The sequence below is a fragment of the Streptomyces sp. ISL-98 genome (genome assembly GCF_018614055.1).
In the GTDB taxonomy this organism is placed as follows: Bacteria; Actinomycetota; Actinomycetes; order Streptomycetales; family Streptomycetaceae; genus Streptomyces; species Streptomyces spiramyceticus.
Genome location: NZ_JAGGPB010000005.1, coordinates 74,918 through 98,226 on the forward strand (window position 1 = coordinate 74,918; position 23,309 = coordinate 98,226).

The 23,309-nt window shown below is 71.1% G+C and carries 18 protein-coding genes and 1 pseudogene; 14 read left to right on the forward strand and 5 right to left on the reverse strand.

The genetic code is table 11. The features are described 5' to 3' along the window. Nucleotides 1-28 precede the first annotated feature (28 nt). From J7I98_RS05560 to J7I98_RS05595, 8 genes are all read left to right on the forward strand, one after another. Nucleotides 29-913 carry a TIGR03084 family metal-binding protein gene (locus J7I98_RS05560; RefSeq protein ID WP_214919434.1) on the forward strand — a complete coding sequence of 295 codons (885 nt, stop codon included), beginning with the start codon at nucleotides 29-31 and terminating at the stop codon, nucleotides 911-913. Then, nucleotides 910-2,598: an acyclic terpene utilization AtuA family protein gene (locus tag J7I98_RS05565; RefSeq protein WP_214919678.1), complete on the forward strand. Its 1,689-nt coding sequence runs from the start codon at nucleotides 910-912 to the stop codon at nucleotides 2,596-2,598. Before J7I98_RS05560 ends, J7I98_RS05565 begins: the two co-directional genes overlap by 4 nt. 286 nt (nucleotides 2,599-2,884) lie before the next feature. Further along, nucleotides 2,885-4,489, forward strand: a complete 1,605-nt coding sequence (locus tag J7I98_RS05570; RefSeq protein ID WP_214919435.1) for an acyl-CoA carboxylase subunit beta — start codon at nucleotides 2,885-2,887, stop codon at nucleotides 4,487-4,489. 47 nt (nucleotides 4,490-4,536) lie between these two features. After that, entirely contained in the window at nucleotides 4,537-6,435 is a 1,899-nt protein-coding gene (locus J7I98_RS05575) for a biotin carboxylase N-terminal domain-containing protein (protein ID WP_214919436.1), read from the forward strand. Further along, a complete protein-coding gene (locus J7I98_RS05580) occupies nucleotides 6,432-7,589 on the forward strand; it encodes an acyl-CoA dehydrogenase family protein (RefSeq protein WP_374225075.1) in 1,158 nt (385 codons plus the stop codon). Before J7I98_RS05575 ends, J7I98_RS05580 begins: the two co-directional genes overlap by 4 nt. A gap of 138 nt (nucleotides 7,590-7,727) precedes the next feature. Continuing rightward, nucleotides 7,728-9,305: a 4-coumarate--CoA ligase family protein gene (locus J7I98_RS05585; protein ID WP_214919437.1), complete on the forward strand. Its 1,578-nt coding sequence runs from the start codon at nucleotides 7,728-7,730 to the stop codon at nucleotides 9,303-9,305. Further along, nucleotides 9,302-10,045 (forward strand): enoyl-CoA hydratase family protein, encoded by a 744-nt coding sequence (locus J7I98_RS05590; RefSeq protein WP_214919438.1) that lies wholly within the window; start codon nucleotides 9,302-9,304, stop codon nucleotides 10,043-10,045. Before J7I98_RS05585 ends, J7I98_RS05590 begins: the two co-directional genes overlap by 4 nt. Further along, the gene (locus J7I98_RS05595; protein ID WP_214919439.1) at nucleotides 10,033-10,626 is read left to right on the forward strand and encodes a TetR/AcrR family transcriptional regulator; all 594 of its coding nucleotides are present in this window, start codon (nucleotides 10,033-10,035) and stop codon (nucleotides 10,624-10,626) included. The genes J7I98_RS05590 and J7I98_RS05595 overlap by 13 nt, the downstream gene beginning before the upstream one ends. A gap of 119 nt (nucleotides 10,627-10,745) precedes the next feature. Here J7I98_RS05595 and J7I98_RS05600 read toward each other — a convergent pair whose 3' ends face one another. Further along, nucleotides 10,746-11,846 carry a citrate synthase 2 gene (locus J7I98_RS05600; protein WP_214919440.1) on the reverse strand — a complete coding sequence of 367 codons (1,101 nt, stop codon included), beginning with the start codon at nucleotides 11,844-11,846 and terminating at the stop codon, nucleotides 10,746-10,748. Nucleotides 11,847-12,165: 319 nt separating this feature from the next. Between J7I98_RS05600 and pdxH the strand changes: the two genes are divergently transcribed. The 3 genes and pseudogenes from pdxH to J7I98_RS40775 form a co-directional block, all read left to right on the forward strand. Continuing rightward, nucleotides 12,166-12,828 carry a pyridoxamine 5'-phosphate oxidase gene (pdxH, locus tag J7I98_RS05605; protein ID WP_214919441.1) on the forward strand — a complete coding sequence of 221 codons (663 nt, stop codon included), beginning with the start codon at nucleotides 12,166-12,168 and terminating at the stop codon, nucleotides 12,826-12,828. A gap of 378 nt (nucleotides 12,829-13,206) precedes the next feature. After that, complete coding sequence (locus J7I98_RS05610; protein WP_214919442.1) at nucleotides 13,207-14,583, forward strand: PAS domain-containing protein; 1,377 nt, start codon at nucleotides 13,207-13,209, stop codon at nucleotides 14,581-14,583. A gap of 237 nt (nucleotides 14,584-14,820) precedes the next feature. Then, nucleotides 14,821-14,949 (forward strand): annotated as a pseudogene (locus tag J7I98_RS40775) (two-component sensor histidine kinase); the annotation flags it as partial. Nucleotides 14,950-14,984: 35 nt separating this feature from the next. On the opposite strand, the gene J7I98_RS05615 reads toward J7I98_RS40775, so the two are convergent. Beyond that, nucleotides 14,985-15,740 carry an SIS domain-containing protein gene (locus J7I98_RS05615; protein WP_214919443.1) on the reverse strand — a complete coding sequence of 252 codons (756 nt, stop codon included), beginning with the start codon at nucleotides 15,738-15,740 and terminating at the stop codon, nucleotides 14,985-14,987. A 155-nt stretch (nucleotides 15,741-15,895) separates the two neighbouring features. Here J7I98_RS05615 and J7I98_RS05620 point away from each other — a divergent pair, with 155 nt between their 5' ends. Together J7I98_RS05620 and J7I98_RS05625 are read left to right on the forward strand one after the other, a co-directional pair. Then, a complete protein-coding gene (locus J7I98_RS05620) occupies nucleotides 15,896-16,588 on the forward strand; it encodes a metal-dependent transcriptional regulator (RefSeq protein WP_214919444.1) in 693 nt (230 codons plus the stop codon). Between the two features lie 631 nt (nucleotides 16,589-17,219). Next, the gene (locus J7I98_RS05625; protein ID WP_214919445.1) at nucleotides 17,220-18,095 is read left to right on the forward strand and encodes an alpha/beta fold hydrolase; all 876 of its coding nucleotides are present in this window, start codon (nucleotides 17,220-17,222) and stop codon (nucleotides 18,093-18,095) included. A 207-nt stretch (nucleotides 18,096-18,302) separates the two neighbouring features. Here the strand turns inward: J7I98_RS05625 and J7I98_RS05630 are convergent, their stop codons facing one another. The 3 genes from J7I98_RS05630 to J7I98_RS05640 are packed head-to-tail and all read right to left on the reverse strand — an operon-like array spanning nucleotide 18,303 to nucleotide 21,486. After that, nucleotides 18,303-19,928, reverse strand: coding sequence for a transporter (locus tag J7I98_RS05630; protein ID WP_308377679.1), 1,626 nt, complete (start codon nucleotides 19,926-19,928; stop codon nucleotides 18,303-18,305). Beyond that, nucleotides 19,925-20,746 carry an ABC transporter ATP-binding protein gene (locus tag J7I98_RS05635; RefSeq protein WP_214919446.1) on the reverse strand — a complete coding sequence of 274 codons (822 nt, stop codon included), beginning with the start codon at nucleotides 20,744-20,746 and terminating at the stop codon, nucleotides 19,925-19,927. The genes J7I98_RS05630 and J7I98_RS05635 overlap by 4 nt, the downstream gene beginning before the upstream one ends. Nucleotides 20,747-20,787: 41 nt before the next feature. Further along, entirely contained in the window at nucleotides 20,788-21,486 is a 699-nt protein-coding gene (locus J7I98_RS05640) for a bifunctional DNA primase/polymerase (RefSeq protein ID WP_214919447.1), read from the reverse strand. 258 nt (nucleotides 21,487-21,744) lie between these two features. Between J7I98_RS05640 and J7I98_RS05645 the strand changes: the two genes are divergently transcribed. Next, a complete protein-coding gene (locus J7I98_RS05645; protein WP_214919448.1) occupies nucleotides 21,745-23,130 on the forward strand; it encodes a transcriptional regulator in 1,386 nt (461 codons plus the stop codon). Nucleotides 23,131-23,309 lie beyond the last annotated feature (179 nt).

The window sequence follows — 23,309 nt, forward strand, 5'->3', positions numbered from 1 at the left end:
CACCGCCCTACCCCGAGGGGAGCGCAACGTGTCCGATCCGGCAGCCGTGCTCGACGATCTCCGTGCGGAAGGGGACGAACTCGACCAGCTGGTCGGGGGCTTGAGCGACAAGCAGTGGTCGCTCGCCACACCCGCGCCGCGCTGGACAGTCGCCCACCAGATCGCGCACCTCGCCTGGACGGACACGGCGGCGCTGCTGTCCGTCACCGACCCCGAGGCCTTCGCGGCGGAGACGGACAAGGCGCTGGCCGCGCCCGAGCGCTTCGTCGACGAAGGCGCCGAATCGGGGGCGGAGCTGCCGGTCGACGAACTGCTGGCGTGGTGGCGCGACGGGCGCGAGCAGCTGCAGCGCGCACTGCGGGCGGCACCGGCCGGGGCGCGTTTCCCCTGGTACGGGCCGCCGATGAGCGCCGCCTCGATGGCCACAGGGCGGCTGATGGAGACCTGGGCGCACGGGCAGGACATCGCCGACGCGGTGGGCGTACGACGCGAACCGACGGCGCGGCTGCGGCACGTGGCGCGCATCGGGGTGCGGGCGCGCGGCTACGCGTTCTTTGTGCGGGGGCTCGCGGTGCCGGAGGAGGAGTTCCGGGTCGAGCTGGTCGCACCGTCCGCGCCAATGGGGTCTCCCCTGTTCGAGCGAAGCCGAGAACTTGGGGAAGGGTCGGACGGTGCGTCGGGCGGTTCAGACGGTGCGGGAGTCTGGGCGTACGGCCCTGAGGACGCCCCGCAGCGCGTCACCGGCCCCGCGCTCGACTTCTGCCTGCTGGTGACCCAGCGGGCGCACCGCGACGATCTGGCGGTACGGGCGGAGGGCCCCGACGCGGACCGGTGGCTGGACATCGCGCAGGCCTTCGCGGGACCGGCGGGCGCGGGGCGAGCGCCTCGGCGTACCCGGCACAAGGAGGCCTGAGGGTGCTCCGCATCGGGAACGCGTCCGGCTTCTACGGCGACCGGTTCGACGCGATGAGGGAAATGCTCACCGGTGGCGAACTCGACGTACTGACCGGTGATTACCTCGCCGAGCTGACCATGCTCATCCTCGGCCGGGACCGGCTGAAGGACCCCCGGCTCGGCTACGCCAAGACGTTTCTGCGGCAGCTGGAGGAGAACCTCGGGCTCGCGCACGAACGGGGCGTGAAGATCGTCGCCAACGCGGGCGGGCTCAACCCGGCCGGACTGGCCGAAGCCGTACGGGAGTTGGCGGACCGGGTCGGCGTGCCGGTGCGGGTCGCGCATGTCGAGGGCGACAGCCTGCCGCTGCCCGAAGGCGCGCTGACCGCCAATGCGTATCTGGGCGGCGCCGGAATCGCCGAGTGTCTGAGGGCGGGCGCGGACGTGGTGGTGACGGGGCGCGTCACGGACGCGGCGCTGGTCGGCGGGCCGGCGGCGTGGCGGTACGGGTGGGTGCCGGAGGACCCGGGCGCCTACGACCGACTTGCCGGGGCGGTGGTCGCCGGGCACGTGCTGGAGTGCGGGACGCAGGCCACCGGCGGCAACTACTCCTTCTTCGGCGAGCACGATGTGCGGCGCCCCGGCTTTCCGGTGGCGGAGGTCTACGCGGACGGCACATCCGTAATCACCAAACACGACGGTACGGGCGGCGTCGTGGACGTCGGCACGGTGACGGCGCAGCTGCTGTACGAGACCGGGGGCGCCCGTTACGCGGGCCCCGACGTCACGGCCCGGCTCGACACCGTACGGCTGACACAGGACGGGCCCGACCGGGTGCGGATCTCCGGCGTACGGGGCGAGGCGCCGCCGCCGACCCTCAAGGTCGGGCTGAACCGGATCGGCGGGTGGCGCAACGAGGTCGTGTTCGTACTCACCGGCCTCGACGTGGAAGCCAAGGCGCGGCTGGTGCGCGAGCAACTGGACGACGCCTTCGGCAAGCGCCGGCCGGCGGAGGTGCGGTGGGAACTCGCCCGCACGGAGGGGCTGTACGCAGACACAGCCACGGAGGAGAGCGCGAGCGCGCTGCTGCGGCTGGTCGTACGGGACCCGGATCCGGCGGCGGTGGGGCGGGCGGTGAGCAGCGCGGCGATCGAGCTGGCGCTCGGCAGCTACCCCGGCTTCCACGTGACGGCGCCGCCGGGCAAGGGGGCGCCCTACGGGGTGTTCGAGGCGCAGTACGTGGACGCGGCGGAGGTGGCGCACGTCGCGGTGCTGCCGGGCGGGGCGCGGGTGGAGGTGCGGCACCCGGTGTGTACGCAGGCACTTGAGCCGGTGGAGGAGCCCCCTGCGCCACCGAGGGCCCCCGCCGGGCCCACGCGCAGGGCGCCGCTGGGGCTGGTCGCGGGCGCTCGCAGCGGGGACAAGGGCGGGGACGCGAACGTCGGGGTGTGGGTCAGGTCGGACGAGGCGTGGGCGTGGCTGGCGCACGAGCTGACGGTGGACCGCTTCCGCGAACTGCTCCCGGAGACGGCCGGGTTGCCGGTGACGAGGCATGCGCTGCCGAACCTGCGGGCGCTGAACTTCGTGGTGACGGGCCTGCTGGGCGAGGGGGCGGCCGCGCAGTCCCGTTTCGACCCGCAGGCGAAGGCGGTGGGGGAGTGGCTGCGGTCGCGGTGGGTGGATGTGCCGGTGGGGTTGCTGTGAGGGTTTCCCCACCCCTTCCCCAAGCTCTCAACTTCGTTCGAGCAGGGGAGACCCCACTCGTCCCGGCTGCGACATTTGCGGCTCCGCGGCGTGAGGGGCAAGCCCCCAGGCCCCCCGGATTACCAGCCTCTCCGGCGTTTGAGGAGCGGGGGCTGGGGCGGAGCCCCTCGCGCGGCGGCAGCCGCGAAATGTCACAGCGGGAAGGGGCGGGTAGGGGAAACGCGCCGCAGGCAACCCGCACGCACAGCACCCCGGCCGGCCACGTTCACAACCAGGAGGGGATCGCGTGACCGTACTGCCCTCGGCCCTCGACACACAGGGCCCCGAATACGCCGCCAACCGCACCGCCATGCAAGCCAAGCTGACCGAGCTCCACACCGAGCACGCCAAAGCCCTCGCCGGTGGCGGCCCGAAATACGTCGACCGCCACCGCAAACGCGGCAAACTCCTCGCCCGCGAGCGCATCGAGCTGCTCGTCGACCCCGACACCCCGTTCCTGGAGCTCTCGCCGCTCGCAGCGTGGGGCAGCGACTACCCCGTCGGCGCATCCATCGTCACCGGCATCGGCGTCGTGGAAGGCGTCGAGTGCCTCATCACCGCCAACGACCCGACCGTACGCGGCGGAGCCTCCAACCCCTGGACCCTCAAAAAAGCACTGCGGGCCAACGAAATCGCGTACGCCAACCGCCTCCCCTGCATCAGCCTCGTAGAGTCCGGCGGCGCCGATCTGCCTTCCCAGAAGGAGATCTTCATCCCCGGCGGTGCCCTCTTCCGCGACATCACCCGGCTCTCCGCCGCCGGCATCCCGACCATCGCGGTCGTCTTCGGCAACTCGACGGCGGGTGGGGCGTACGTCCCCGGAATGTCCGACCACACCGTCATGATCAAGGAGCGCTCGAAGGTCTTCCTCGGCGGCCCTCCGCTCGTGAAGATGGCCACCGGCGAAGAGAGCGACGACGAATCGCTCGGCGGCGCCGACATGCATGCCCGCACCTCCGGCCTCGCCGACTACTTCGCCCTCGACGAGCCGGACGCCCTGCGCCAGGCCCGCCGCATCGTCGCCCGCCTCAACTGGCGCAAAGCACAAGCCGATCCGGGCCCGGGCGAGGCGCAGCCGCCCAAGTACGACCAGGACGAACTCCTCGGCATCGTGCCCGGCGACCTCAAAGCCCCCTTCGACCCCCGCGAGGTCGTCGCCCGTATCGTCGACGGCTCGGACTTCGACGAATTCAAGCCGCTCTACGGACCGAGCCTCGTCACGGGATGGGCCCGGCTCCACGGCTACCCCGTCGGCATCCTCGCCAATGCCCAGGGCGTGCTGTTCTCCGCCGAGTCGCAGAAGGCCGCGCAGTTCATCCAGCTGGCCAACCAGCGCGACGTACCGCTCCTCTTCCTCCACAACACCACCGGCTACATGGTCGGCAAGGAGTACGAGCAGGGTGGCATCATCAAGCACGGCGCCATGATGATCAACGCGGTGTCCAATTCCCGGGTCCCGCACCTGTCCGTCCTGATGGGCGCCTCGTACGGAGCCGGTCACTACGGCATGTGCGGCCGGGCGTACGACCCGCGCTTCCTCTTCGCCTGGCCGAGCGCCAAGTCCGCCGTCATGGGCCCGCAGCAGCTCGCTGGCGTCCTGTCGATCGTCGCCCGGGCGTCGGCCGCCGCGAAGGGGCAGCCGTATGACGACGAGGCCGACGCCGGGCTGCGCGCCATGGTGGAGCAGCAGATCGAGTCCGAATCGCTCCCCATGTTCCTGTCCGGGCGGCTGTACGACGACGGGGTCATAGACCCGCGCGACACCCGCACCGTCCTCGGCCTCTGCCTGTCGGCCATCCATACCGCGCCCGTCGAAGGAGCCCGCAGCGGCTTCGGAATCTTCCGGATGTGAGGGGAGCGATGGGAGTGATGGGAGCGATGGATGTGAAGGGAGTGAAGATGATCGACTCAGTCCTGGTCGCCAACCGTGGCGAGATCGCCTGCCGCGTCTTCCGCACGTGCCGTGAGCTGGGCATCGAAACGGTCGCCGTCCACTCCGACGCCGATACGGACGCCCTGCACGTACGCGAGGCGGACGCCGCCGTACGAGTCCCCGGCGCGGCCCCCGCCGACACGTACCTGCGCGGCGACCTGATCGTGAAGGCCGCGCTCGCGGCTGGCGCGGACGCCGTCCACCCCGGGTACGGCTTCCTGTCCGAGAACGCCGACTTCGCGCGCGCCGTCCTCGACGCCGGTCTGGTGTGGATCGGGCCGCCGCCCGAGGCCGTCGAGGCCATGGCGTCCAAGACCCGCGCCAAGGGACTGATGGCGGCGGCGGGCGTACCGCTGCTCGCCCCGCTGACGGAGGTCACCGAGGCCGACCTCCCCGTGCTGGTGAAGGCGGCGGCGGGCGGGGGCGGCCGCGGTATGCGCGTCGTACGTGAAATCGGCGCCCTCCGCGCCGAGCTGGAAGCTGCCCGCGCCGAGGCCGCGAGCGCCTTCGGCGACGGCGAGGTCTTCATCGAGCCGTACGTCGAACGAGGCCGCCACGTCGAGGTCCAGGTCATGGCCGACGACCACGGCACCGTATGGGCACTCGGCACCCGCGACTGCTCCCTCCAGCGCCGCCATCAGAAGGTCATCGAGGAGGCCCCCGCTCCGGGTCTCCCCGACGCCCTGCGGCACGAACTCCACGACGCCGCCACCGCGGCCGCCCGCGCGGTCGGCTACCGGGGCGCGGGCACGGTCGAGTTCCTCGTCTCCGCCGAAGGGCGGGCGTACTTCCTGGAAATGAACACCCGCCTCCAGGTCGAACACCCCGTCACGGAGGCGGTCTTCGGCCTCGACCTGGTCGCCCTGCAGCTCCGTGTCGCCGAGGGCGAGCGCCTCGACCCCGAGCCGCCGGCGCCCAGCGGCCACGCCGTCGAGGCCCGGCTGTACGCGGAGGACCCGGCCAGGGACTGGCAGCCCCAGACGGGACTGCTGCGCCGGCTGGACGTCCCGGGCAGCGTCCGGCTCGACACCGGGTACGCCGACGGAGACCGCATCGGCGTCCACTACGACCCCATGGTCGCCAAGATCGTCGCCCACGCCCCCACCCGCGCCGAAGCGGTCCGCAAGCTGGCGCACGCCCTGCGGCGGGCCCGGATCCACGGCCCCGTCACCAACCGTGAGCTGCTCGTACGTTCCCTCCGACACCCGGAGTTCGCGGACGCCCGTATCGACACCGGCTTCTACGACCGCCACCTCGGCGAACTCACCGCCCCGGCCCCTGCCGACGGCGAACGCCTCGCAGCCACAGCCGCCGCCCTCGCAGACGCCGCCCGTCGCAGCGGCCGCTTCGGGGGCTTCCGGAACGTCCCCTCGCAGCCGCAGACCAAGGCGTACGGGGATCACGAGGTCCGCTACCGCGCCACCCGCGAGGGGTTCGCCGTCGAAGACGCCCCGGGCGTACGGGTCATCAGCGCGACGCCCACCCGGGTCACCCTCGAAACCGACGGCGTCGTACGGCACTTCGACGTCACTGCACACCCCGGCCAGGTGTACGTCGACGGCGCCGACGGGACGTACACCCTCACCCCCCGGCCGCTCTTCCCCGACCCCGCCACCCGCACCGCACCCGGCTCGCTCCTCGCGCCCATGCCCGGCACCGTCGTCCGCATCGCCGAAGGGCTCGCGCCCGGCGACCGGGTCGAGGCGGGGCAGGCCCTCGTCTGGCTGGAGGCCATGAAGATGGAGCACCGCATCACCGCTCCCGCCTCCGGCACGCTCACCGCACTCCACGCCGCCGTCGGCCGCCAGGTCGAGGTCGGTGCCCTGCTCGCTGTCGTAGAAGAGGCACAGGAGGCCCAGAAATGAGCACGGAAATGAGCTCAGAAACGACGTACACGGACCCGACAGAGCACCACCAGGCACTGCGCGACGCCGTCGCCGCCCTCGGCCGGCGCCACGGACGCGGATTCGAACCGCAGGAGCTGTGGTCGGAAGCCGCCAAGCTCGGCTACCTCGGGGTGAACCTGCCCGAGGAGTACGGCGGCGGAGGCGGCGGCATGGCCGAACTCTCCCTCGTACTCGAAGAGCTGGGCGCCGCGGGCTGTCCCCTCCTCATGATGGTCGTCTCACCCGCGATCTGCGGCACCGTGATAGCCCGCTTCGGCACGGAGGAGCAGAAGCGGCAGTGGCTGCCCGGCCTCGCCGACGGCACCATCACGATGGCCTTCGGCATCACGGAACCGGACGCGGGATCCAACTCCCACCGCATCACCACCACGGCCCGCAAAGCCGATGACGGCTGGGTCCTCAACGGCCGCAAGGTCTTCATCTCCGGCGTCGACATCGCCGACGCGACGCTCATCGTCGGCCGCACCGAGGACGCCAGGACCGGCAGCCTCAAACCCTGCCTCTTCATCGTCCCGCGCGACGCCGAAGGCTTCCGGCGCTCGCAGATCGACATGGAACTCCAGGCGGCGGAGAAGCAGTTCGAGCTCGTCATCGACGATGTACGGCTGCCCTCGTCCGCCCTCGTCGGCGACGAGGACGCGGGTCTCCTCCAGCTCTTCGCCGGTCTCAATCCCGAGCGCATCATGACCGCCGCGTTCGCCATCGGCATGGGCCGCTACGCCCTCGCCAGGGCCGTCGAGTACGCCAAGACCCGCCAGGTGTGGAAGTCCCCCATCGGCGCCCACCAGGCCATCGCCCACCCCCTCGCCCAGGCCCATATCGAGCTCGAACTGGCTCGCCTGATGATGCAGAAGGCGGCCCGGTTGTACGACGCGGGGGACGACGTCGGCGCGGGCGAGGCGGCGAACATGGCGAAGTACGCCGCTGCCGAGGCCTGCGTCAAGGCGGTCGACCAGGCGGTGCACACACTGGGCGGCAACGGCCTCACCCGCGAGTACGGCCTGGCCTCGCTCATCACGGCGGCACGGGTGGCGCGTATCGCACCGGTAAGCCGCGAAATGATCCTGAATTACGTTTCCCACCAGTCTTTGGGCCTGCCGAAGTCGTACTAGGGCGGAGCCCCCACGCGGCGGCAGCCGCAAAATGTCACAGCGGGAAGGGGCGGGAAGGGGCGAGGCGGGGAAGGAAAAACACCGCCGTCACTCCACGCCCCACCCACCCATTACTGCGCGCCGGAGGGGACCGTCACCGTGTTCCAGAGCGAGTTCGCACCCATAGAGCCCGTCGAACTGCCCATCCACGAAGCCGTACTCGGCCACGCCGCCCAGTACGGCGACACCCCCGCCCTGATCGACGGAACGAACGGCACCACCGTCACGTACCGCCAACTCGACCTCCACCACCGCCGTATCGCCGCTGGCCTGGCCCACGCTGGGCTACGGCAGGGCGACGTGCTCGCCCTGCACAGCCCCAACACCATCGCCTTCCCGGCCGCCTTCTTCGGCGCCACTCGCGCCGGTGCCTCCGTCACCACCGTCCATCCGCTCTCCACAGCGGAGGAGTTCGCCAAACAGCTCCGCGACTCCTCCGCCCGCTGGATCGTCACGATCTCGCCGCTCCTCTCCGTGGCCCGCAGGGCAGCGGAAATGGTCGGCGGGATCGAGGAGATCTTCGTCTGCGACCGAGACCCGGCGGAAGCGCACCGTTCGCTCCTCGACATGCTCGCCTCGACCGACGCGCCGGACCCGCAGATCACCATCGACCCGGCCGAGGACACAGCCGCCCTCCCGTACTCCTCCGGCACCACCGGCGTCCCCAAGGGCGTGATGCTCACGCACCGCAGCATCGCCACCAACCTGGCGCAGCTGTACCCCTTCATCCCCGTGGGCCCCGGCGACCGCATCCTCGCCGTACTGCCCTTCTTCCACATCTACGGCCTCACGGCTCTCATGAACGCGCCCCTGCGCGGCGGCGCGACCGTCGTCGTACTGCCGCGCTTCGAACTCGACCAGTTCCTCGCGGCCGTCGAGAAGCACCGCATCACCGGCCTGTACGTCGCCCCGCCGATCGTCCTGGCCCTCGCGAAGCACCCCGCCGTAGCGAATTACGACCTGTCGTCCCTCGACTACATCGTCAGCGCCGCCGCCCCGCTCGACGCTCAGCTCGCGCAGGCCTGTTCGCGCCGCCTGGGCCTGCCGCCCGTCCTCCAGGCGTACGGCATGACGGAACTGTCCCCCGGCACACATGTCGTCCCCGTCGGCGCTCGGAATCCGCCCCCAGGAGCCGTCGGAAAGCTGCTCCCCAGCACCGAAATGCGCATCCTCTCCCTCGACGACCCCACCAAGGAGCTCGGCGTGGGAGAGGAGGGCGAAGTCGCCGTCCGGGGCCCGCAGGTGATGAAGGGCTACCTGGGCCGCCCCGACGCGACCGCCGCGATGATCGACGACGAGGGGTGGGTGCACACGGGCGACATCGGCCGCACCGACGCCGACGGCTGGCTGTTCGTCGTCGACCGAGTCAAGGAACTCATCAAGTACAAGGGCTTCCAGGTGGCACCGGCCGAACTGGAAGCCCTCCTCCTCACCCACGAGGCCGTCGCCGACGCGGCCGTCATCGGCGTGTACGACGAGGACGGCAACGAAGTACCCAAGGCGTACGTCGTCCGGCAGCCGTCGGCGCAGCTCACCGAGGACGACGTGATGGCGTACGTCGCCCAGCGCGTCGCCCCGTACAAAAAGGTCCGCCGCGTCGAATTCGTCGACGGCGTGCCGAGGGCGGCCTCCGGCAAGATCCTCAGGCGCGAACTGCGCGAAAGGGAGCGTGCATGACTCCGCCGCAGCTGATCCGTTCCGCCCATGAACGCGGCATCACCACCCTCACCCTGGACTCGCCGGCGAACCGCAACGCGCTCTCCGCGCAGCTCGTCGGCGAGCTCGGCGACGCCCTCTCTTCGTGCGCGAAGGACCCCGCTGTACGGGCCGTTCTGCTGACCCATACAGGGGGCACATTCTGCGCGGGCGCTGACCTCAGGTCGCCGCCCGACCCGGGGGCCTTCGTCGGCCTCATGCGGGCCGTGGTCGAACTGCCCAAACCGGTGGTGGCACGGGTGACCGGGCACGTACGCGCAGGGGGCCTCGGGCTCCTCGGCGCGTGCGACATCTCGGCGGCCGGGCCGGGCGCGAGCTTCGCCTTCACGGAGTCCCACCTCGGCCTGGCCCCCGCCGTCATCTCCATGCCACTGCTGCCCCGCCTCGACCCGCGCGGCGCCACCCGCTACTACCTCACAGGGGAACGCTTCGACGCGGCCGAGGCGGTACGGATCGGGCTGCTGACAGCCGCAGGGGACGATGTGGACGACACACTCACCCCCGTACTGGACGGGCTGCGCAGAGCCTCACCGCAAGGGCTGGCGGAGTCCAAGCGCCTCGTCACGGCTAGGGTGCTGGATGCCTTCGACCGCTACGCACAGGACCTGGTCGAGCGGTCCGCGTCACTCTTCGCCTCGGCGGAGGCACGCGAAGGCATGACGGCATTCCTCGAACGACGGGACCCCGCATGGGTGTGGTGACTTCTCCGAAGGAACCCAAGCAGGACCGCAGCCGGGCCACCCGGCAGCGGCTGCTCGAAGCCGCCGTGTCCTGCCTGGCCGAGCGCGGCTGGGCAGGGTCCACGGTGTCCGTCGTCGCGGAACGCGCAGGCGTCTCGCGCGGCGCCGCCCAACACCACTTCCCGACCCGTGAAGACCTGTTCACGGCGGCCGTCGAGTACGTCGCCGAGGAACGCTCGCACGCCCTGCGCAACCTCCCCGTACAGAACCGGACCGCCGTCGTCACCGCCCTCGTCGACCTCTACACCGGCCCGCTCTTCCGCGCCGCCCTCCACTTGTGGGTCGCCGCCTCCAACGAGGAGCAGCTCCGCCACCGCGTCACGGAACTGGAGGCCCGCGTCGGACGTGAGTCGCACCGGATCGCGGTGGAACTGCTCGGCGCGGACGAGTCCGTTCCCGGCGTACGCGAAACGGTCCAGGGCTTCCTCGACATGGCACGCGGCCTGGGCCTCGCCACCCTCCTCACCGACGACGCGGCACGCCGCAAGAGGGTGGTGGCGCAGTGGGCGACACTCCTGGACGACGCGCTCACGACCCGGTGAACGGCCGGAGCCGCAGGAGCAGCCGAACGGCGCCGCACCCTCCACGCGGGTGTGCGGCGCCGTTTCGGGTACGGACTTTCGCGTACGGGCTTTCGTTTACGGGATAAGCGCGTGCGGGATCAGCGCGCGATGTCGTCGAAGCCCGTGACCTCGCGCGGGCTGCGTGACGCGGGACCGACGTAGCGCGCGGAGGGCCGCACCAGGCGCCCCGTCCGCTTCTGCTCCAGGATGTGGGCACTCCACCCGGCCGTGCGCGCGCACGTGAACATCGACGTGAACATGTGGGCCGGGACCTCCGCGAAGTCCAGGACGATCGCCGCCCAGAACTCCACGTTCGTCGCCAGCACCCGGTCGGGACGCCGCGAGTGCAGCTCCTCCAGAGCCGCCTTCTCCAGCGCCTCGGCGACCTCGAAGCGCGGCGCCGCGAGCTCCTTCGCCGTACGCCGCAGAACCCGCGCGCGCGGGTCCTCGGCCCGGTACACGCGGTGACCGAAGCCCATCAGGCGCTCGCCCTTGTCCAGGGCTTGCTTCACGTACGCCGTCGCGTCACCCGTGCGCTCGATCTCCTCGATCATCCCGAGCACACGGGACGGAGCACCACCGTGCAGCGGCCCCGACATGGCACCGACCGCGCCCGACAGGGCGGCCGCGACATCGGCGCCGGTGGACGCGATGACCCGGGCAGTGAAGGTGGAGGCATTCATGCCGTGCTCGGCGGCCGACGTCCAGTAGGCGTCGACGGCCTTGACGTGCTTGGGGTCGGGCTCCCCGCGCCAGCGCTTCATGAAGCGCTCGACGACGGTGTCCGCCTTGTCGATCTCCCGCTGCGGGACCATCGGCAGGCCCTGCCCGCGCGCCGACTGGGCGACGTACGACAGCGCCATCACGGCAGCACGGGCCAGGTCGTCACGCGCCGTCTGCTCGTCGATGTCGAGCAGCGGTTTCAGGCCCCAGACGGGGGCGAGCATCGCCAGCGCGGACTGCACGTCGACGCGGATGTCACCGGAGTGGACCGGGATCGGGAACGGCTCGGCGGGCGGCAGGCCGGGATTGAACGCACCGTCGACCAGCAGGCCCCACACGTTCCCGAAGGACACGTGCCCGACGAGGTCTTCGATGTCGACCCCCCGGTAACGGAGAGCACCGCCCTCCTTGTCCGGTTCTGCGATCTCCGTTTCGAACGCGACGACTCCTTCGAGTCCGGGTACGAAGTCGGACATCAGGCGGCTCCTCATGATGTGTGCGACAAGCGGCTTATGACCAAATGTCAGGTCTAGAACGGCTCTGGGTGTCAGGCGCCGGCGTCAGATTGTCAGGTGCCGGCGGTCACCCCGGTGATGCCCCGCGCGGCCGGTGGTCACCCAACCTCTGCGGGAGCAGGCACGATATCCCCTGCTGTATGGAGGCCACAGTGGCCTACGGGGAGATTTTGGCGGGTTCCGCCTATGCGGGGAAGCGTGATTACCGGCACACTGCTCCATTTCCCGCGCGGAGGATTGACGGCACCGGGTGCCGGGCAGACTGAGGCACTGCGGCAGGATGGCACCTGTGCCGAACCGAGATTTCGATCCCGCCGCCATGCGTGAGCACTACCGCAGCGAAGCCCTCAGCGAGGCGAAGCTCGCGGCCGAGCCCATGGGCCAGTTCGACCACTGGTTCAAGGAAGTCGCCCGCGGCGGTCTCCACGAGCCGAACGCGATGATCGTCTCCACGGCGACCCCCGAAGGCCGCCCCTCGTCGCGCACGGTCCTGCTGAAGCAGTACGACGGCCGGGGCTTCGTGTTCTTCACGAACTACGCCTCCCGCAAGGGCCGCGAAATCGAAGCCAATCCGTACGTCTCGCTGCTCTTCCCGTGGCACCAGATCGCCCGCCAGGTGATCGTCACCGGCAGGGCCGCCCGTATCGGCCGCGACGAAACGGCAGCCTATTTCCGCACCCGCCCGCACGGCTCGCAACTGGGCGCGTGGGCGAGTGCACAGTCCTCGGTGATCGCATCCCGCGAGGAACTGCTGGCCCGCTACGAGGAACTCGCCGCCCGATATCCGGAAACCGAACGGGTTCCCGTGCCGCCGGACTGGGGCGGATACCGCGTAGCACCAGAAATGGTGGAATTCTGGCAGGGCCACGAAAACCGCCTGCACGACCGCCTGCGGTACGTGGCGGAGGGCAGCACGTGGCGGGTGGAGCGGCTCTGCCCGTAGGGCGCGGGGCCGGCGCCCCTGGGAACGCAGAAACCCGCGGGCTCTGGTTCCTCCTTGCGGAGGAGCCGGCCGGACTTACCGGCGAGCCCGCGGGTCGGTGACTGCTTGGGATTGGGCCGGCAGCGCCGGCACCGCACTGAGTGCGACAGCAGGCAGTCAGCCCGCAGCCACCTCACGAGTCCGGAAAGAAATCACTTCCCGATCACCTCCTTTCGGTGTGAGCCACACACTAGGAGCCGTTCCGACGCCGCTCAACCGAATTTCGGCAAACTCGAATTTCCCTGAACGGTGTGTGTGCTGCGTCACGTTCCAGTTGAATGATCCTCACTTCAAGTTCAGTGCAGTGCAGCACAGGTGAACACCTGCAGGGGGTGCCAGGTGAGTGCTTCCCGGATTGGCGAGACCACCGATGCGTTCGGTCCCGACGAGCCAGGACCCGGTTCGGACGATCTTCTTGCCGCGCTTCTCGACGGCATGGACGCCGCGCTCTGCGCCTTCGACGCGGACGGGGTGATCACCCACTGGAACCGCGAGGCCGAGCGGATTCTCGGCTGGACGGCCGACGAAGCCGTCGGGCGGGCCGGGTTCGCAGGCTGGGCGGCGCGGGCTGCGGACGCGGACGAGGTGCAGGGTCGGCTGATGTCGGCGATGCATGCGCTGGGGCGCCAGGTGCACGAGTTCGCGTTACTGAGGAAGGACGGCGGGCGTGTTCTCGTACGGACCCAGTCGGCGGGGGTCAGGGGCGCCGAGGGCAGGCCGGCTGGGGTGTACTGCGCGTTCAGCGAAGTGCATGCGCAGATCGATCTGGAACGGGCGATCGCGCTGAGCGAGGCGCTCTTCGAGGACGCGTCCTGGGGGGTCGTGCTCGTGGATGTCGACCTGCGCCCCACCGTCGTCAACGCCCACGCGGCGCGTGCGCTGGGCGCGGGGCGTACGTCGCTGCTGGGCCGCCCCCTGGGGGAGCTCGTCGTCCAGGGCGTGGAGGAACTGGAGGGCGCCCTCCAGCACGTGCTGGCAGAAGGGGCGCCGCCCGCCCCCGCCGAGCTGTGGGTGACGCTGCGTACGGCCGAGGGCGGCAGGAAGGGCGAGCGGCGGCGGTGCTGGCGCAGCGGATTCCTGCGGCTGGCTTCGCCGCTGGCGGAGGAGCCTGTGCCGCTGGGGGTCGGCTGGCTGTTCCAGGACATCACCGAGGTGAAGCTGGCCCAGCAGGAGGCGGCGCAGCTGCGCTTCCGCGGCAATCAGCTGCACCGGGCCGGGCGGGCGGCGGCGGAGTGCGAGGACCCGATGGAGGCGGCGAGGTCGTACCTGGACTTCGCGCTCGCGGGCTTCGCCGACCATGCGCTGATCGACCTGACCGTGGGGGAGCATCCGACCCGCCTGGTACGGGTGGCGGCCACGCCGTCGGGCGGCGCACCGGGCCCGTGCCTGCCGGTGAACGACACAGCGGGCCTCCCCGTCCGCTACACCCAGGGCCACCCCGCGCTCCAGTGCCTGGACCGCAACGGATCGGTACGGGCGAGCGCAGGGGGAGAGGGGCCGGCGCAGGAGGACTGGGCGACGCAACGCCAGTGGCCCCAGGACACGGTGCACGCCCTGTGCACGGTGCTGCGCAGCCGGGGCCGGACGCTGGGCGTGGCGACGTTCCTGCGGGGGCCGACGCGGGCGGCGTTCGAGCGGGCGGACGCGGCGTACGCGGAGAGCATGGCGGTAAGGGTGGCGGCGGCGATCGATCTTGCCCAGTGCGTGTCGCCTTGACGCAGGTGGCTGCGACGCGCCTGGGGCGCGGTGGGGTGCGGGCGCCCGCGGCGGGCTTGTTCCCCCGCCCCCTTCCCGCTTCGACATTTTGCGGGCTTCCGCCGAGTGGGGGCTCCGCCCCAGGCCCCGCTCCTCGGCACACCAGCCCGTTGGGGGTCCCCCCTGGACGAAGTCCTTGGGGGAGTTTGAGGACATGCCCGAAGGGCGTCCGGGGGTCTGGGGGCTTGCCCCCAGTTTGGGGAAGGGGCGGGCCTCGGCCTGTCGATCGTGGCGTCGATCGCCCGTGCGTACGACGCGGAGGCGACGGCGGAGGCGAATGAGGGGGGCGGGCTTACGGTGTGGGTGCGATTCCGGGTGACGGGCTGATGCGGTGCGGGCGGCCGTGCCCGCACCGCACCCCATTAGTGCCGGAAGAAGATCCGGTCCCCGTACTCCGTCATCACACGCCCGTTCCACTCGTGGCCCCCGTCGACATTCCCCGACCGGAGCAACGGCGGCTCGATGCCCCGCTCCGCCAGCTCCCCCGCCGCCGTAGCCATGACCGCCTGCATCAGCGCGCTCGTGACGACCGTGGACGCCGGGGCGAACGGTGCCTCGATTCCCTCTGCCGTGAGCTCCGCGTCGCCCACCGCGATCTTGCTGTCGAGCACGATGTCGCAGTGGTCCTTGAGGTACGTGCCCGACTTGTGCCGGGCCTTCGTCTCCCTCGCGTACGCCACCGACGTCACGCCGATGACCTTCAGGCCGAGCGCCCGCGCGTTCATCGCCATCTCCACCGGCAGCGCGTTGCGCCCGGACAGCGAGATGATCACGAGTACGTCGCCGGGCCTGGCGGGGCTGCTGTCCAGCACGGCACCTGCGAGCCCGTCGACACGCTCAAGGGCGGAGCCCAGTGTGGCCGGCATGACGTCAACGCCGACGACGCCGGGCACGGCGAGCAGGTTCATCAGGGCCAGGCCGCCGGCCCGGTAGACGACGTCCTGGGCGGCGAGCGAGGAGTGGCCCGCGCCGAAGGCGAAGAGCCGGCCGCCCGCCTCCACGGTGTCGGCGATCGCGGCCCCGGCGGCCACGATGCCGTCGGCCTCCTCGTCGCGCACGCGCTGCAGCAGACCGATCGCGGCGTCGAAGAACTGACCTGCCAGTTTGCTCTCGCTCATCGCGGAGGAGCCCCTTCCAGCGGTACGTCGGTGCGCTCACGTTGCGGTCTGGACCAGTGCGCTGTCAATACGGCTTCACACTGGCGCGGCACGGTTGTCAGCGCTATGCGTCAGAATTGGGTCAGGGCCAGCGCACGAGTAATCGAGGGGCACGTATGTCCGGACTGATCGACACAACGGAGATGTATCTCCGCACCATCCTCGAGCTCGAGGAAGAAGGCGTGGTCCCCATGCGCGCCCGTATCGCCGAGCGGCTCGACCAGAGTGGACCGACGGTGAGTCAGACCGTGGCGCGCATGGAGCGCGACGGCCTCGTGACGGTCGCGGGCGACCGTCACCTGGAGCTCACCGGCGAGGGCCGGATGCTGGCGACGCGCGTGATGCGCAAGCACCGGCTCGCCGAGTGCCTGCTCGTCGACGTGATCGGCCTGGAGTGGGAGCAGGTCCATGCGGAGGCCTGCCGCTGGGAGCATGTGATGAGCGAGGCGGTGGAGAGGCGCGTCCTCGAGCTGCTGCGTCACCCGACGGAGTCTCCGTACGGGAATCCGATCCCGGGCCTGGAGGAGCTGGGGGAGAAGGCGGAGGCCGACCCCTTCCTGGACGACAGCATGGTCAGTCTGAACGACCTGGCGCCGGGACCTGAGGGCAAGACCGTGGTCGTACGCCGGATCGGGGAGCCGATCCAGACGGACGCCCAGCTGATGTACACGCTGCGCAGGGCGGGCGTGCAGCCCGGCTCGGTGGTGAGCGTGACGGAGTCGCCCGGTGGTGTCCTCGTCGGCAGCAGCGGCGAGGCCGCGGAGCTCGACGCCGAGGTGGCGTCGCACGTCTTCGTCGCCAAGCGCTGACACCGGGCGCCGGGACGCGAGCGACGAAGCGCGAACAGGGGGACGCACGCAGCGCAGCGCGATCACTGTGGCATCAACGCCCTCCGGTCCCAAGGCAGTTGGGGCCGGACGGCGCTGATTCCGGCGATACGCCGGAATCCCAGCGACCGGGCGGATCGCGTGCCAGGCTGTGACCGAGGCACATGACGTGAGGACCGCCGACCGGCTCTGCCGGTACGGTCGGGGAGGGGGCAGGGGATGCGCCCGTCGCGCAGGCACCGGTTAGGTGCGGCTCGTGTTCGTGCGATTTGTGCTGCTCACGCTGCGCGCGGTGCCCCCGCTGTCCGCGTCGGTCATTCGGTGCATTCGGCCGGGGATGGCTCCGGCGCCCTGAGGCGCCGGAGCCTGTCCTCCCCTGTGCTGACCCGGAGCCCCGAGCTCTCAGGGTCAATCCCCTCGGACCGTCTTCCCCGAGCGGCCCGCCTCCCGCTGAAGATCTCCCCTCGGCAGCGGGCGTCAATCCTTGATGGTGGTCACTCGAACGAGGGGTCTTGCGCGCGGGAACCGTGTTTTCGAATACGGGTTCGATAGTCTGGCGGGGCTCAACCACTCATGGATGGACCACCCGGGGGATGAAGGGGGTGCCAGGAATATGGTGCGGCGCATCGACGTGACCGGAGCCGGGGGCGTACGCCTCGCGGCCTGGGAGTTCGCGGACCCTCCCAAGGGAAGCGGCGAGACGGACCCCGCCCCAGGAGTCTTACTGCTCCATGGACTGATGGGCCGCGCCTCGCACTGGGCGGGCACCGCCCGCTGGATCTCCGAGCGCCATCGCGCCGTCGCCCTCGACCAGCGCGGTCACGGCCGCAGTGACAAGCCGGCCGAAGGCCCGTACACCCGCGATGCGTACGTCGCCGATGCCGAAGCCGCGGTGGAACAGCTGGGGCTCGCGCCCGTCACCCTCGTCGGCCACTCCATGGGCGCGCTCACGGCCTGGCAACTCGCCGCCAAGCGCCCCGACCTCGTGCGCGCGGTCGTCATCTGCGACATGCGGGCCACCGCGCTCGGCGCGGCATCGCAGCGCGAGTGGGACGACTGGTTCCGGTCCTGGCCCGTCCCGTTCGCCACGCTGGCCGACGTCCGCAAGTGGTTCGGCGAGGACGACCCGTGGGTGGAGCGTCCGAGCCCCGCCCGGGGCGATTTCTTTGCCGAGGTCATGGCCGAACGGGCCGACGGCTGGCGCCCGGTCTTCTCCCGGCGCCAGATGCTCACGTCCCGCGAGACCTGGGTGTACGACGCGCACTGGGAGGAGTTGGCGCTGGTCCAGTGCCCCACCCTGGTGGTCCGTGGCCTCGACGGCGAACTGGGGCGCGCGGAGGCGCAGGAGATGGTCCGGGTGCTGCCGCGCGGGCAGTACGCGGAAGTGGTGGATGCGGGGCACCTTGTGCATTACGACCAGCCGGAGGGGTGGCGGGCGGCGATCGAGCCGTTCCTGGAGGAGAACGCGGAGGAGCGCGTCGCTCCGTGACCCCGAACCGGGGCTTCGCCCCAGACCCCGCTCCTGCGGGGATCTTCAGCCCGTCCGGCGTTTGAGGACACTCCCCCAGACTTCGTCCGGGGGTCTGGGGGCTTGCCCTCAGTTTCGGGAAAGGGGCGGGTAGGGGAACAGCGCCGCAGGCAGCCCGCACCGCACTGGCACGCGCACCGCAGCGCCACGCGCACCGCACGCGGCACCTCACCCCTTGCTGACCGCCGTAAGGATCTCCGGCAGCCGCGCCGCCGTCTGCGGCGCCGCCCAGCGCAGGCCCGCCCACGTCAGCAGCACCCCGTACGCCGCCCCCAGCGGCAGCACCAGCCACAACCAGCCCTGCTCGCCCGCCCCATGGAGCCAGACCGTCAGCGTGATCAGCGGCGCGCACATCAGGGCCGCCGCGATCATGCCGCCCAGGATGGAGATCCAGGCGAGGCCGGCCTGTCCCGGGGCGACGTTCTTGAGGCCGCTGTCCTGCGGGATCGAGTACGGAAAGCGGGCCGAAGCCACAGCGCCCGTCGCCAGCATCGCCCCCAGCAGGGCGAACGACAGCCCGAGCGCCTCGGGGAGCGCCCGCCAGTCGCCCACGAGCGCCGCCGTGACCACAGTGACCAGCGTCGAGTACGGGAGGGTGATCACCAGCAGCGCCAGCGCCCGCGCCCGCAGTTCGGCGTACGCGTCCCGCGTCGTGGAGATCGTCATCGCGACCATCCAGAACGCGGAGGTGTCCTGGCCGAACTGGTTGTACATCAGGATGCCGAGCAGCCCGGCCGCAAAGCACGCGAAGTAGATCGTGCCCGTGCCCTGCAGCGCGTTGAAGACCGGCACGATTGCGCCGATGGCCAGCGAAGTCACCCACGCCGACTTGGTCTTGGGGTCTCGCCACACATAGCGCAGACTGCGCTGGATCACCGTGCCCGTACGCCCCTCCGGCAGGAACCGCGCGCCGAGCCCCGCCGACGACTCCTTGCCGGAGGACTCCTTGCGGGACGGCGCCGAGGCGGCCGCCAGCGTCGAGCCGTCCGGGGACGTCATCAGCTTGACCAGACTGCGCTCCCAGACCCACAGCAGCGCAGCCAGCGCCGCCGCGGCAAGCAGCAGCTGCGCCGCGCCGCGGACGTACGCCCCTTCGCTCACCGCGTCCACCGCGCCGATCGCCGACGCCGGCGGCACCCAGCTCAGGACGTCCGCCACCGGGTCGAGCTTCGCGAGCCCGCGCCCGGTGCTCAGCCGCTGGGCGCCGAAGTTCACCACCTGGATGCCGACCGCGATCAACAGGCCGCTCAGTACTGCCAGATCGCGCCCCTTGCGGCTGGTCAGCAAGCGGACGTTGGCCGCGGCGACCGCCCGCGCCAGCGCCACGCACACCAGCAGCGTCAGCCCCACGGCGAGCACACCGACGGCAGTGGCCGCCGCCCCGTGCGCCACGGAGATCACCGAACCCAGCGCCAGGCAGAGCGTGAACAGCGGCCCGATCCCGACGAGCGAAGCCGTCAGCAGCGCCCGGATCAGCGGCCGGGGCCGCAACGGCAGCATCACCAGCCGGGTCGGATCGAGCGTCTCGTCGCCGCTCGGGAAGAACAGCGGCATCACGGCCCAGCCCAGCCCCAGCACGGCCGTCAGCAGCACCACGACCGTCGTCGCGTGCTCGCTGCCGCGCAGCGCGATCAGACCGATCAGCTGGAGCGCCGCGAAGAGCAGCGCGATCAGACCGGACGCGATGTACGCGGCCTTGCGGCCGGACGACTGCCGCAGCCCATTGCGCAGCAGCGACAGCTTGAGCCGTACGAAGACGGAGGTGATCCCGGACGCGGGCTGAGATGCCGTCACCGGGCGCCGCCGCCCAGCCAGTCCAGGTTCTCCGCGGGCCCGCGCCCGTTCGCGCCGACCAGTTCGAGGAAGGCGCTCTGGAGGGACGGCGCGTCGCCCCGTACATCCGCGAGCGTCCCCTGCGCGCGGATACGGCCCGCCGCCATCACCGCGACCCAGTCGCACAGCGACTCGACGAGCTCCATCACATGGCTGGAGAAGACGACGGTCGCGCCCGACGCCGTGTACCGCTCCAGGACACCCCTGATCGTCTGCGCGGACACCGGGTCGACGCCCTCGAACGGCTCGTCCAGAAAGAGGACTTCGGGATTGTGCAGCAGGGCGGCGGCGAGGCCGATCTTCTTGCGCATGCCGGTCGAGTAGTCCACGACCAGCTTGTGCTGCGCCCCGGCCAGGTCCAGTACGTCGAGGAGCTGGGTCGCCCGCTTGTCGACCTCGTCGCCGGGCAGCCCCCTCAGCCGCCCGGAGTACGCGAGGAGTTCACGCCCCGACAACCGCTCGAAGAGCCGCAGCCCCTCGGGCAGTACGCCGATCCGCGCTTTGACGGCGACCGGGTCCTGCCATACGTCGTGACCGCCGACCACCGCGGTCCCCGCATCGGGGCGGAGCAGCCCCGTAACCATCGACAGCGTGGTCGTCTTGCCCGCGCCGTTCGGCCCGACCAGGCCGATGAACTTGCCCGCGGGCAGCGCCAGATCGATTCCCGCGACGGCGACCTGCTCACCGAAGCGCTTCCACAGGCCCTCAACACGTACGGCGGCGGGCGGCGCATTCCGCGCTCCGCCCGCCTCTTCTGCTCCCACTGCCTGGTCCGGCATGTCGCACAGCCTCCCGGTGTCCCCGTCCTACGGGGGACACCCTACGGTCGGCGTGTGCGCGCCGTGGCTGCCTCGCGCCCACAGGCGTAGGCCAGCGGACAGATCAGTTCTTCGGCGTCGGGAAGCCACCTGTTCGCGGGCGTGGGGCGGCGTGCCCACTGCACCGCGCCCATCCCGCCGAGCCGGGTCGGCGGCGCCGCGACATAGTCGCCCTCGCCGCGCGTGATCAGGTCGATCGCGGTCGGTGTCCAGCCCAGCTTCCGTACCAGATCAGGGACCTTGACGCCGGCGCCGGGCAGTACGAAGAACAGCATCCTGCGGTCGGGCGTGCAGGTCACAGGGCCGAGTGTCAGATCCATGCGCTCCATGCGGGCCAGCGCCAGGAACCCTGCCGACTCGGGCACTTCAAGGGCGTCGAACGTGCGGCCCGTCGGCAGCAGAATCGACGCCCTCGGCTGTTTCGACCACAGCCGGCGCGCCGCGGTGGCGCTGCCTGTCGCCTGCGTCGCCCAGTCCGCGCGGGCGGGGTGCGCGCCGGGCGAGGCACAGGAGGGGACGCCGCACGAGCAGTTCTCGACGCCCTCGGCAGCCTCCAGCCAGGTGCCGGGGAACACGTCCCAGTGCCGTTCTTCCGCGTACCGCACAGCGCTGTCCGTCAGTTGATCGCCGCGCTGCTTGGGAATCTGGGCGGCGTCCGTGACTGCGATGGTCTCTTCCACGCAGAGCTCAACTCCAGGCATCACCTTGGGTTACGGGCGTGTGGTGCCCTCGGAGAGGAACATCGATCCTGCACACGGGGCGCACCGGTGCATGGGTGGGGGCGCGCGGGGGGCCGGGCGGCGGCGGGCGGGTAGCCACATGTGTGGAAGCCAGGGAATGCCGGTCATAAGACTGTCAATGCCCTGTCTTCCGGCATGTTCGGCATTCTCTGCATATCTGCCGGGCAGTGATAAATGATCAGTCCACGCGTTGATCACTGCGGCACCAGGGGGTAGTCAATGGCAGCCAGGCCTCTCATCGCCCGTCAGCCGAACGAACGGTTGCAGGCGCTCATTCAGGAAGCCGGGTGCTCCAACGCGGGGCTGGCCCGTCGCGTCAATATGTGCGGCGCCGAACACGGGCTGGACCTGCGGTACGACAAGACGTCGGTGGCCCGCTGGCTGCGCGGACAGCAGCCGCGCGGGCGCGCTCCCGGCATCATCGCGGAAGCGATCGGGCGCAAACTCGGGCGTACGGTCACGATCGACGAGATCGGCATGGCCAACGGCAAGAACCTGACTTCCGGGATCGGGCTCCAGTTCTCGCCGACCGTCCTCGGCGCGATCGAGCAGGTCTGTGAGCTGTGGCGCAGTGACGTGGGGCGCCGCGATTTCCTTTCGGGGTCCACGGTCGCCGCGTCGGCGCTCGTCGAGCCGAGCCGCGACTGGCTCATCACGGGTGCGGACTCCCAGGTGGCCAGGACCGCGGGCGGCGGGCGGGTCGGCGCGTCCGACGTGGAGGCGGTACGGGCGACGACGGACGCCCTGGTGGACCTCGACCACCGCTTCGGCAGCGGGCACGTACGGCCGATCGTCGTCCACTACCTCAACAGCGTCGTGTCCGGGCTGCTGTCCGGCTCGTACCGCGAATCGGTCGGCCGGGACCTTTTCGCGGCGGTCGCGCGGCTGACGGAGCTCGCGGGCTACATGGCCGTCGACACGGGGCAGCCGGGGCTCGCCCAGCGCTACTACATCCAGGCCCTGCGGCTCGCGCAGGCGGCGGGCGACCGCGGCTACGGCGGGTACGTACTGGCCGCGTCCATGAGCCACCTGGCGGCCCAGCTCGGCAATCCGCGCGAGATCGCGCAGCTGGCGCGGGCCGCGCAGGAGGGGGCGCGGGGACAGGTGACCCCCCGGGCGGAGGCCATGTTCTGGGCGGCGGAGGCGCGCGGGCATGCGCTGATGGGCGACGCGCGGGCGTGCAACGCGGTGGCGGGGCGGGCGCTGGGGGCGCTGGAGCGTTCGGAGGCCGACACGGGCGACGACCCTGCGTGGATCGCGCACTTCGACCACGCCTACCTCGCCGACGAGCTGGCGCACTGCCACCGCGACCTCGGCCAGGGCGAGGCTGCGGCGCGTCGCGCCCAGGACGCCCTCGACGGTCACCCGGAAACGCGGGCGCGGCGCCGGGCGATCGGCCTGGTCCTGCTGGCCACGGCCCAGGTGCAGCAGCGCGAGGTCGAGCAGGCCTGCCACACGGGGACGCGCGCGGTGGAACTGCTGGGCAGGCTGCGGTCGAACCGGGGCGCGGAATATCTGGACGACTTCCAGCAGCGGCTCGACCCGTACCGGGACGAGCCGGTGGTGCGGGAATTCGGGGCACGGATGGAGATCCAGGCGGCGTAGGGGGGGCGACGCGGGAGCTGGAGGTGGCAGGGCTTTAACAGCGTCATGGGCGTGGATCTTGTTACCGGGGCGCCGGGTGCGTGTGTGGGGACTGTGGGTGCGTGGCAGAGGGGTGTTGTCACCCGGTAGCGTGAACCGACGGTTCCGTAGGTCCACATGTAGATCCACACGTAGGAGTC

Bases quoted from the DNA above. Each gene is read 5' to 3' on its own strand.
- J7I98_RS05575 (WP_214919436.1), top strand. From the start codon at position 4,537: ATGATCGACTCAGTCCTGGTCGCCAACCGTGGCGAGATCGCCTGCCGC.
- J7I98_RS05580 (WP_374225075.1), top strand. From the start codon at position 6,432: ATGAGCACGGAAATGAGCTCAGAAACGACGTACACGGACCCGACAGAG.
- J7I98_RS05590 (WP_214919438.1), top strand. From the start codon at position 9,302: ATGACTCCGCCGCAGCTGATCCGTTCCGCCCATGAACGCGGCATCACC.
- J7I98_RS05595 (WP_214919439.1), top strand. From the start codon at position 10,033: ATGGGTGTGGTGACTTCTCCGAAGGAACCCAAGCAGGACCGCAGCCGG.
- J7I98_RS05600 (WP_214919440.1), bottom strand. From the start codon at position 11,846: ATGTCCGACTTCGTACCCGGACTCGAAGGAGTCGTCGCGTTCGAAACG.
- pdxH (WP_214919441.1), top strand. From the start codon at position 12,166: ATGGCACCTGTGCCGAACCGAGATTTCGATCCCGCCGCCATGCGTGAG.
- J7I98_RS05615 (WP_214919443.1), bottom strand. From the start codon at position 15,740: ATGAGCGAGAGCAAACTGGCAGGTCAGTTCTTCGACGCCGCGATCGGT.
- J7I98_RS05620 (WP_214919444.1), top strand. From the start codon at position 15,896: ATGTCCGGACTGATCGACACAACGGAGATGTATCTCCGCACCATCCTC.
- J7I98_RS05625 (WP_214919445.1), top strand. From the start codon at position 17,220: ATGGTGCGGCGCATCGACGTGACCGGAGCCGGGGGCGTACGCCTCGCG.
- J7I98_RS05635 (WP_214919446.1), bottom strand. From the start codon at position 20,746: ATGCCGGACCAGGCAGTGGGAGCAGAAGAGGCGGGCGGAGCGCGGAAT.
- J7I98_RS05640 (WP_214919447.1), bottom strand. From the start codon at position 21,486: ATGCCTGGAGTTGAGCTCTGCGTGGAAGAGACCATCGCAGTCACGGAC.
- J7I98_RS05645 (WP_214919448.1), top strand. From the start codon at position 21,745: ATGGCAGCCAGGCCTCTCATCGCCCGTCAGCCGAACGAACGGTTGCAG.